The sequence below is a fragment of the Blastococcus sp. SYSU D00813 genome, assembly GCF_054050735.1.
Map to the genome: position 1 here is coordinate 1 of NZ_JBJGZX010000068.1, position 8,867 is coordinate 8,867.

General features: G+C 76.7%; 10 protein-coding genes. 8 read left to right on the forward strand and 2 right to left on the reverse strand.

The features are described 5' to 3' along the window. Positions 1–111: 111 nt before the first annotated feature. On the forward strand, positions 112–1,701 hold the full coding sequence (gene ahpF, locus ACI8AX_RS23400; RefSeq protein ID WP_456552275.1) for an alkyl hydroperoxide reductase subunit F: 1,590 nt from the start codon (positions 112–114) through the stop codon (positions 1,699–1,701). A gap of 208 nt (positions 1,702–1,909) precedes the next feature. On the opposite strand, the gene ACI8AX_RS23405 is transcribed toward ahpF, so the two are convergent. Further along, on the reverse strand, positions 1,910–2,536 hold the full coding sequence (locus ACI8AX_RS23405; RefSeq protein ID WP_456552276.1) for a hypothetical protein: 627 nt from the start codon (positions 2,534–2,536) through the stop codon (positions 1,910–1,912). Between the two features lie 155 nt (positions 2,537–2,691). On the opposite strand from ACI8AX_RS23405, the gene ACI8AX_RS23410 reads away from it, so the two are divergent. The 6 genes from ACI8AX_RS23410 to ACI8AX_RS23435 all read left to right on the forward strand — a co-directional run bounded on the left by ACI8AX_RS23410 (position 2,692) and on the right by ACI8AX_RS23435 (position 6,980). Then, positions 2,692–3,039 (forward strand): hypothetical protein, encoded by a 348-nt coding sequence (locus ACI8AX_RS23410; protein ID WP_456552277.1) that lies wholly within the window; start codon positions 2,692–2,694, stop codon positions 3,037–3,039. Between the two features lie 34 nt (positions 3,040–3,073). After that, positions 3,074–4,138 carry an NAD(P)-binding domain-containing protein gene (locus tag ACI8AX_RS23415; protein ID WP_456552278.1) on the forward strand — a complete coding sequence of 355 codons (1,065 nt, stop codon included), beginning with the start codon at positions 3,074–3,076 and terminating at the stop codon, positions 4,136–4,138. A gap of 27 nt (positions 4,139–4,165) precedes the next feature. Beyond that, positions 4,166–4,705 carry a hypothetical protein gene (locus ACI8AX_RS23420; RefSeq protein WP_456552279.1) on the forward strand — a complete coding sequence of 180 codons (540 nt, stop codon included), beginning with the start codon at positions 4,166–4,168 and terminating at the stop codon, positions 4,703–4,705. A gap of 123 nt (positions 4,706–4,828) precedes the next feature. Further along, positions 4,829–5,746: an ABC transporter ATP-binding protein gene (locus tag ACI8AX_RS23425; protein ID WP_456552280.1), complete on the forward strand. Its 918-nt coding sequence runs from the start codon at positions 4,829–4,831 to the stop codon at positions 5,744–5,746. Next, a complete protein-coding gene (locus tag ACI8AX_RS23430) occupies positions 5,743–6,555 on the forward strand; it encodes an ABC transporter permease (RefSeq protein ID WP_456552281.1) in 813 nt (270 codons plus the stop codon). Before ACI8AX_RS23425 ends, ACI8AX_RS23430 begins: the two co-directional genes overlap by 4 nt. Positions 6,556–6,635: 80 nt before the next feature. Next, the gene (locus ACI8AX_RS23435; protein ID WP_456552282.1) at positions 6,636–6,980 is read left to right on the forward strand and encodes a hypothetical protein; all 345 of its coding nucleotides are present in this window, start codon (positions 6,636–6,638) and stop codon (positions 6,978–6,980) included. A gap of 3 nt (positions 6,981–6,983) precedes the next feature. Here the strand turns inward: ACI8AX_RS23435 and ACI8AX_RS23440 are convergent, their stop codons facing one another. Then, the gene (locus tag ACI8AX_RS23440) at positions 6,984–8,171 is read right to left on the reverse strand and encodes an MFS transporter (protein WP_456552283.1); all 1,188 of its coding nucleotides are present in this window, start codon (positions 8,169–8,171) and stop codon (positions 6,984–6,986) included. Between the two features lie 89 nt (positions 8,172–8,260). On the opposite strand from ACI8AX_RS23440, the gene ACI8AX_RS23445 reads away from it, so the two are divergent. Continuing rightward, positions 8,261–8,788 (forward strand): DUF488 domain-containing protein, encoded by a 528-nt coding sequence (locus ACI8AX_RS23445; RefSeq protein WP_456552284.1) that lies wholly within the window; start codon positions 8,261–8,263, stop codon positions 8,786–8,788. Positions 8,789–8,867: the final 79 nt, after the last annotated feature.

Consider the following 8,867-nt stretch of genomic DNA (forward strand, 5'->3'; position numbering starts at 1 on the left):
CGGGTCGAAAACAAACGCGCGTCCGGGCCCCCGCGGGGGGCGGGGCCGGCCCCCCCCCCCCCGCCGCCCGGTCCCGTCTCACCACCGATCCCGCACCCCGGAGGCCCTGACGTGCCCGTGCTCGACCCCGCCCTCTCCCAGCAGCTCGCCCAGCACCTGACCCTGGTCAAGCGGCCGATCGAGCTGGTCGCCTCCCTGGACGACGGCGCCAAGTCCGCCCAGATGGAGGACCTGCTCACCGAGGTCGCGGCCCTGTCCGACCAGGTCACCTACGTCCGGCGGGACGACGACGAGCGCCGTCCCTCCTTCGCGATCGTGCGGACCGGCACCGACGTCTCCGTCCGCTTCGCCGGCTTGCCGCTGGGCCACGAGTTCACCTCGTTCGTGCTCGCGCTGCTGCACGTCGGCGGGCACACCCCCAACATCGCCCCCGAGCTCGTCGAGCAGATCCAGTCCCTGGAGGGCGAGTACGCCTTCGAGACGGTCTTCTCGCTGACCTGCCAGAACTGCCCCGACGTGGTGCAGGCGCTCAACGTGATGAGCGTGCTGAACCCGCGGATCCGGCACACCGCCATCGACGGCGGCGTCTTCCGCGACGAGGTCGAGGAGCGCGGCGTGCTCGCCGTCCCGACCGTCTTCGTGGACGGCGAGGTGTTCGACCAGGGCCGGATGACGCTCGAGCAGATCCTCGCCAAGCTCGACACCAGCTCCACCGAGCGGGCCGCCGAGGCCATCGAGGGCAAGGACCCCTTCGACGTCCTCGTCGTCGGCGCCGGCCCCGCCGGGTTCTCCGCGGGCATCTACGCCGCGCGCAAGGGCATCCGCACCGGCGTCGTCGGCGAGCGGCTCGGCGGCCAGGTGCTCGACACCATGGCCATCGAGAACCTCATCTCGGTCCCCTACACCGAGGGCCCGAAGCTCGCCGCCGCGCTCGAGCAGCACGCCGCCGAGTACGAGATCGACGTCATGGGCCTGCAGCGTGCCGCGAAGCTGGTCCCCGCCGACACCGAGGGCGGGCTGCACACGATCGAGCTGGCCAGCGGCGCCCACGTGCAGGGGCGCGCCGTCGTCCTGGCGACCGGGGCCCGCTGGCGGCACATCGGCGTCCCGGGCGAGCAGGAGTACCGCAACAAGGGCGTCACCTACTGCCCGCACTGCGACGGACCGCTGTTCAAGGGCAAGCGGGTCGCGGTCGTGGGCGGCGGCAACTCCGGCGTCGAGGCGGCGATCGACCTGGCCGGCGTCGTCGACCACGTGACGCTGATCGAGTTCGACGACCGGCTGCGGGCCGACGAGGTGCTGCAGCGCAAGCTGCACAGCCTGCCCAACGTCGACGTCGTCCTCTCGGCGGTCACCACCGAGGTGCTCGGCGACGGCAGCCGGGTCACCGGGTTGGCCTACACCGACCGGCCCTCCGGCGAGAGCCGCCGGCTGGAGCTGTCGGGCGTCTTCGTGCAGATCGGCCTGCTGCCCAACACCGAGTGGCTCGAGGGCAGCCTCGAGCTCACCGCCCGCGGCGAGGTCGTCGTCGACGAGCGGGGCGCCACCTCGGTCCCCGGCGTGTTCGCCGCCGGCGACTGCACCACCGAGCCGTACAAGCAGATCGTGACGGCCATGGGCGCCGGCTCGACCGCCGCGCTCAGCGCCTTCGACCACCTCATCCGGATGACGGCGCCCGCCGGGGAGCCGGCCCACGCCTGACCCCCGGGCGGACGGCGCAAGGGGCCGGTGCGGACTCGTGTCCGCACCGGCCCCTCCCGTTTCCCCCGGACCGGGTGCTGCGTCCCCCCGTGCGTCGCAGACCCCGGTCGTGTTCTCGCTCCTCGCGGGTCCGGGTCCCCCCGGCCGACTGCTCCGTCCCCCCGTGCATCGGAGACGCCGGCCGAACCGGACCCACGAGGTGCGGGCTCTACCGCGCGGCGCCGTCCCGCTGCACCGCGGTGAAGGTGAAGTCCAGGGCGCTGGAGGCACCGGCCACCGACTCGTCGCTGGCCGTCGAGGGCAGCGTGGCGGTGAGCAGCAGGTGGTCCACCCCGCCGGGCGCGAGGCTGTCGAGGCCGGGCAGCGTCGCGTCGAGCAGGACCCGGCCGGAGTACAGCGTCGAGGCGGTGCCGGAGCAGGTCCAGGCGCCGTCGACCCTCGTCCAGTCGACCGGGCAGTCGCGGACCGTGAGCTGCAGGCCGTTGGCCGGGTCGGCGTCCAGCGCGCTGGAGGTGGTCGCCCGCGAGGCCAGCGAGATCCGCGACAGCGCCGACGTCCCGTCGTTCACCAGGTCGACCGGGCTGCTCTCCGAGTCACCGGCGAGGAAGCCGCCGTTGGGGAACAGCGACAGCGTCGCGGCGCCGGCCCCCTTCGCCAGGTCGATCGACACCACGCCGGTCGCGGTGGTGGTGACCACCGGGCTGGTGCTGTCGGTGAAGGTGCCGTAGGTGGCCAGGCCGGCGACGGCGCCGGTGACACCCAGGACGGCGACCGACGCCGCCACGCGGGCACGGTTCCGGCGCCGGCGGGCGGTCGGAGCGGTCTGGACGGTCACTGCGCTTCTCCCTCGGTCTGCGTGCCGGCGGGCGTTCCCGGCGACGGCACTGACTCTGGAGGCCCGACCGCAGGGCTCCCTCCCGGGAGCCGCAAGGTCTGCGCAAGACGGCCGGACCTGCGAAAACGCCTTGCCCGCGCTCCTACCGTCGCCTCGTGACCACCTCCCCCGTGCACCGTCCCGAGGACGGCGAGCTCGTCGGCCGCCTCTCCGCCGAGCGGCGCGACGGCGCCGACGTGTGGGTGGCGCGCACGCTGTTCGGCACGGAGCTGGCCACGTTCGGCGACCGGGACGCGGCGACGGCGTTCCTGCACGCCCGCGGTCTCGCACTGCTGGCCGACCGGTGGTGGTGGTCGTCGCCGCAGGAGGGGTGGGTGCCGGTGGTGCTGGTCGAGGCCCGACCGGACGCCGTCACCGTCCGGTCCGAGTTCGACCCGGCCGCGCCTCGCGTGACCGTCAGCGGCGCCGGCCTGGCGGGGCTGTCGCGCACGCCGCCCGGCTGAGGAAGCGGCGCGTCCCGCCCGGCGTTGCGTGGTCGTGAGCAGTCGCGAGGTGGACGTCGTGGTGGTCGGCGGGGGCCAGGGCGGCCTGAGCACCGCGTACCACCTGGCCCGGCTCGGCTTCCCCCGCGAGAGCGGGTTCGTGGTGCTCGACGCCGACGAGGGCGCCGGCGGCGCGTGGCGGCACCGCTGGCCCTCGCTCACCGTCGGCACCACCCACCGGGTGCACGACCTGCCCGGCCTGGCCTTCCCCGGCCGCGGCGAGCAGCCGGCCGCCGAGGCGGTGCCCGCCTACTTCGCCGAGTACGAGCGGCGGTTCGCCCTGCCGGTGCACCGCCCGGTGCAGGTCACCGCGGTGCGCCGGGACGGCGAGGGGTTCCGGGTGGAGACCCCCGCCGGCGACTGGTCGGCCCGTGCGGTGGTCAACGCGACCGGCACCTGGACCCGCCCGTTCGTGCCGCGCTACCCCGGCCAGGACACCTTCCGCGGCCGGCAGCTCCACACGGTGGACTACCGGTCGGCCGCGGAGTTCGCCGGGCAGTCGGTGGTCGTCGTCGGCGGTGGCGCCTCGGCGCTGCAGCTGCTGGGCGAGATCAGCGAGGTCGCCCGGACGACGTGGGTCACCCGCCGGCCGCCGGTGTGGCGCGAGGGGCCGTTCGACGAGGCCGCCGGCCGCGAGGCGGTGGCGCGGGTGGCCGCGGCGGTCCGGGAGGGCCGCTCGCCAGGGAGCGTCGTGGGCAACACCGGACTGGTGGTGACGCCGTGGATCGCGGCCGCCCGCGACCGCGGCGCCCTGGAGCGGCTGCCGGTGTTCGACCGCATCACCCCCGACGGCGTCGCCTGGGACGACGGCCGCTCCGTCCGCGCGGACGCGATCCTGTGGGCCACCGGCTTCCGCGCCGCCGTCGCCCACCTCGCGCCGCTGCACCTGCGCGCCCCCGGCGGCGCCATCCCGGTCGACGGCACCCGGGTGGTCGGCGAGCCGCGGCTGCACCTGGTCGGCTACGGCCCGACGGCCAGCACCATCGGCGCCAACCGCGGCGGCCGGGCGGCCGCCGTCGACCTCGCCCGCGAGCTCCGGCCGGCCCGCACCGCCGCCTGACCCCGCCGGCCCGGCAGAGTGCACGCCGTGTCCGCCCAGCTCGTGTTCCTGCACGGGGGCATCGCCTCCGGCAAGCTGACGACCGGCCGCGCCCTGTCGGCGCTGACCGGGCTGCCGCTGTTCCACAACCACCTGGTGGTCGACGCCCTGCTCGCCGTCTTCCCGTTCGGCAGTCCGGAGTTCGTGCGCCTGCGCGAGCAGTTCTGGCTGAGCACCTTCGCCGCCGCGGCGGGTTCGGGCCGCTCGCTGGTGTTCACCTTCGCCCCGGAGCCGACCGTGCCGGCGGGCTTCCCCGAACGCACCCGCCGGGTGGTGGAGGACGCCGGCGGCCGGGTCCGCTTCGTGGGGCTGCGCGTCTCCCCCGCCGTCCAGGAGGCCCGGCTGGCCAACGCCGACCGCTCGGCCTTCGGCAAGCTCACCGACGTCACGGTGCTGCGGTCGCTGCGGCAGGACGCGGCCGAGGTGCTCCCCGCCGAGGTCGTCGTCGACACCGACACCAGCCCGCCGGAGGTCTCCGCGCGCACCATCGCCACGGCGCTGCGCCTGCCGGTGGCCGGGGCGGGCTGACCCCCACGCCGCCGTCGGGGACGGTTGGGGGTCCGGTCAGGGCGCTCCCGGATGTACCGGACCGACCGCGGCGGCGAGCCTCGACGGCATGACCGCCACAGCCCCGACCCGGACGGCCGCGCCGTGATCGTCGCCCGGGACCTCACCAAGACCTACGGCACGCGGACCGCGGTCGACGGGATCTCCTTCACCGTCGAGCCCGGCCGCGTCACCGGCTTCCTCGGCCCCAACGGCGCCGGGAAGTCCACGACGATGCGGATGCTCCTCGGCCTGGACCGGCCGACCCGCGGCAGCATCACCGTCAACGGCTCCCGCTACGTCGACTCCCCCGCCCCGCTGCGGGAGGTCGGCGCCCTGCTGGAGGCCCGCGCCCTGCACCCCGGGCGGACCGCGCGCGACCACCTGCGCTGGCTGGCCGCCAGCAACGCGCTGCCGGCCTCCCGCGTCGACGAGGTGCTCGGCCTGGTCGGCCTGGAGAGCGTCGCCGGCCAGCGGGTCGGCCGCTTCTCCCTCGGCATGGGCCAGCGGCTGGGCATCGCCGTCGCGCTGCTGGGCGACCCGGCCGTCGTCGTCCTCGACGAGCCGGTCAACGGGCTGGACCCCGAGGGCATCCGCTGGGTCCGCGGCCTGGCCCGGCAGCTGGCCGCGGAGGGCCGCACGGTGTTCGTCTCCAGCCACCTGATGGCGGAGATGGCGCTCACCGCCGACCACCTCGTCGTCATCGGCCGCGGCCGGGTCCTGGCCGACTGCCCGACCGCCGACTTCATCACCCGGCACGCCGCCGCGCACGTGCGGGTCCGCAGCCCCCAGGCGGCGGAGCTGGCCGGGCTGCTGCGCCGCTCGGGCGCCGACGTCACCGCCGACGGCGCGGAGCTGCGCGTGCAGGGCCTCGACACCACCGGCGTCGGCGACCTCGCCGGCGCGCACGGCCTCGTCCTGCACGAGCTGACCCTCGTGCAGTCGTCCCTGGAGGACGCCTTCATGACCCTCACCGCCGAGAGCGTCGAGTACGGCACCGCCCCCGTGGGGGCCGCGCGATGACCGCCGCCGTCGCCGCCCGCCCCGCCGTCGCCCGCACCCGCGCCCCCGGGTTCGCCGACGTCCTCCGGGCCGAGTGGATCAAGTTCTGGTCGGTGCGCTCCACCGCCTGGTCGGTGGGCTCCCTGTTCGTGCTCGGCGCCGGCCTGACCGTCCTCGTCTGCGCCACCAGCGCGGAGTGGCTGGCCAGCGACGAGGCCGACGAGTCGCCGGCCTCTTTCGTGACTTGGGGGCTGATGATCGCCCAGGTCACCGCCGTCGTCCTCGGCACGCTCGTGGCCACCAGCGAGTACGGCACCGGGATGGTCCGCGCCACGCTGGCCGCCGTCCCGCGGCGCTGGCCGGTCCTGGCCGCCAAGGCGGTCGTGCTCGCGGGCACGCTGCTCGTGGCCGGCACGGTCACCGCCTTCGCCGGCTACCTCGGCGGCAACGCCTTCCTGTCCGCGGAGGGCATCGGGCTGTCGCTGTCCGACGACGGCGTGCTGCGCTCGCTGCTCGGCAGCGGCCTGTACCTGGCCGGGCTGGGGCTGCTGTCGATGGCCGTCGGCCTGCTCGTGCGGCACACCGCGGCGGCGCTGTCGACCGTGCTGGCGCTGGTCTTCGTGGTGGGCAACATGGCGTTCCTGCTCCCCGGCGCGTGGGGCGGGTGGGTGGCCAAGGTCCTGCCCGGCAACGCCGGCTCGGCGGTGACCACCCCGGTGTCGTTCAACCCCGAGCTGCTCGGCCCCTGGACGGGCTTCGCGGTCTTCGCCGCGGAGGTTGTCGCGCTCGTCGCGGTGGCCGCCTGGGCCTTCGGACGCCGCGACGCGTGAAGGAGGACCCCGTCCTCCTCCACGCCTCGCGGGCTCGGCGCGAGCCTCCGGACGGGGCCCGGCGGTGGGACAGTGGGCGGGTGACCGCCCCCGATGACCTCACCGCCGGCCGCGACCGCGCCGACGAGCTGCTGCGCCGGCTCGAGGACGGCGAGGACGCCGCCACGGCCCTGCTCGCGGAGCTCACCGAGGTGCGCGACCTCGCCTTCCTCGGCGCCGGGCTGACCGCGATCGCCCGTGCGGAGGGCCGCCGGCTGCCCCCGGCCCAGCGGGCGCAGGCCGCCACCCGCCAGGTGCACCTCGGCGTGCTCCGCGACCGCAACCGCACCGACGTCGAGGGACTGCGGGTCTGGCTGCTGCGGGCCGCCCAGGAGGTGCAGCTGGTGCGCCGGCTGCGGGAGGCCGCCGACCGCATGGCCGGCTGACCCTCACGGCGCCGCGTACGGGCGGGCCGCGGCGACGGCGAGCGGCACCGTCGCGGCGAGGACGGCGGCGACCACCACGTAGGTCCACGACAGCCCGAGCCCGCCGGCGATCCAGCCCAGGGCGAGGGCGCCGGCCGCGGTCCCGGCGTCGAACGAGGCGTTCCACATGGCGCTGGCCGCCGTCGCCCCACCGGCCCCGGACCGGGCGAACGCGGTGAGCAGCGTCAGGTTCTGCACCGACCCGTAGCAGACGCCGAACAGCGCGGCGGCCGCCAGCAGCCAGCCGTCGCCCCAGACCAGGCCGGCGCCCAGCAGCGCGATGCCCGCGGTCCCCACGGCGACCCCCGCCGGCAGCAGCAGCCGGGTACCGAGCCGGTCGGCCAGCACCCCCACCCGCCAGCGGGCGAGCGCGGTGGTGACGCCCATGACCAGCAGCGCCACCGTGGCCAGGGAGCCGTCGGGCCGCTCGATCGGCAGGAACGTCACCACCCCGCCGCCGGCGAGGGTGACCACCAGCAGCACCGCCGACGGCGCCAGCGACGCCGCGACCGCCCGCCGGCTCGCCCCGCCACCCGGCGACGGCGCGACCGGCGCGGCCGTGCGCAGCAGCGCGGGCAGGAAGAACAGCCCGAGCAGCGGCGAGGCCGCCAGCCAGGCCAGCCAGCCCTCGTGCCCGGCCAGCACCAGGGCCACCCCGGCCGGGACGGCGACCAGGTTGGGCACGGCGATGGCCAGCCCGTACAGGCCGATCGACTCCCCCCGGCGCTCGGGCGGGGCGACCGCGGCGGCGAACAGGGCGCCCAGGACGGTGATGACGCCGAAACCGATGCCGCGGACCGCCGAGAGGGCCGAGAGCCAGAGCAGGCCGTCGTCCAGGACGTACAGCGGCGAGGGCAGGCCGATGGCGACCAGCCCGGCGGCCAGCACCGGCCCGGTGCCCACCCGGGCGGTCACCGCCGGGACGGCGGCCTGCGCAGCGATGGTGACCACGAGGAACACCGCGGTGACGAGCCCGGCCGTGGCCGCCGCCGCGCCGCCCTCGACCGCGTACGTCGGCAGCGAGGCCAGGGTGAGGCAGTAGCTGGCGAAGCCGAGCATCGTGACCGCCAGCAGCGAGCGCATCGCCGGCTCGCGCAGCAGCGACCTCCGCGCCGCCACCGCTCCCGCCGTCGTCCCGTCGTCCACGCCCACCCCTCGACGTTAGGCGAGTGCACGATGGGCACCCGGGAGCGGCCGCCCTCCAGGGGCCCGCGCCGAGCTCGCGAGGGGTGGGGAGGAGGGTGGTCCTTCCAGCGCTGCTGACCGTGGGTCACGGACCCGAGCGCCGCGACGCCCTCGGCGCGCGCCTGCTCGCGGCGGGGGTCGGCACGGTGGTGGACGTGCGCCGCTTCCCCGGCAGCCGGGACAACCCCGACGTCCGGCGGGAGGCGCTGGCCGGGTGGCTGCCCGCAGCGGGGATCGGCTACCGGTGGGAGGAGCGGCTCGGCGGCCGGCGCCGGCTCCCCGGCGGTCCGGCGGAGGACGGCTGGTGGACCGTCGCCCAGTTCGCCGCCTACGCCGCCCACACCCGCACGCCGGAGTTCGCCGCCGCGCTGGACGAGGTGCTGGCCGAGGCGGCGACGGCGACCGTCGCGGTGATGTGCAGCGAGAGCGTGTGGTGGCGCTGCCACCGGCGGCTGGTCGCCGACGTCGTCGTCCTCGCCCGCGGGCGGCCGGTCCAGCACCTGATGCCCGACGGGCGGCTGGCGCCGCACCGCCCGGCCGAGGGTGCCGTCCTCGGCGCGGACGGCCTGGTCCGCTGGCCGTGAGCGGAGTGGGGGGGGGGGGGGGGGGGGGGGGGGGGGGGGGGGGGGGGGGGCGCCCGGGCGGGGGGGGGGGGGGGGGGGG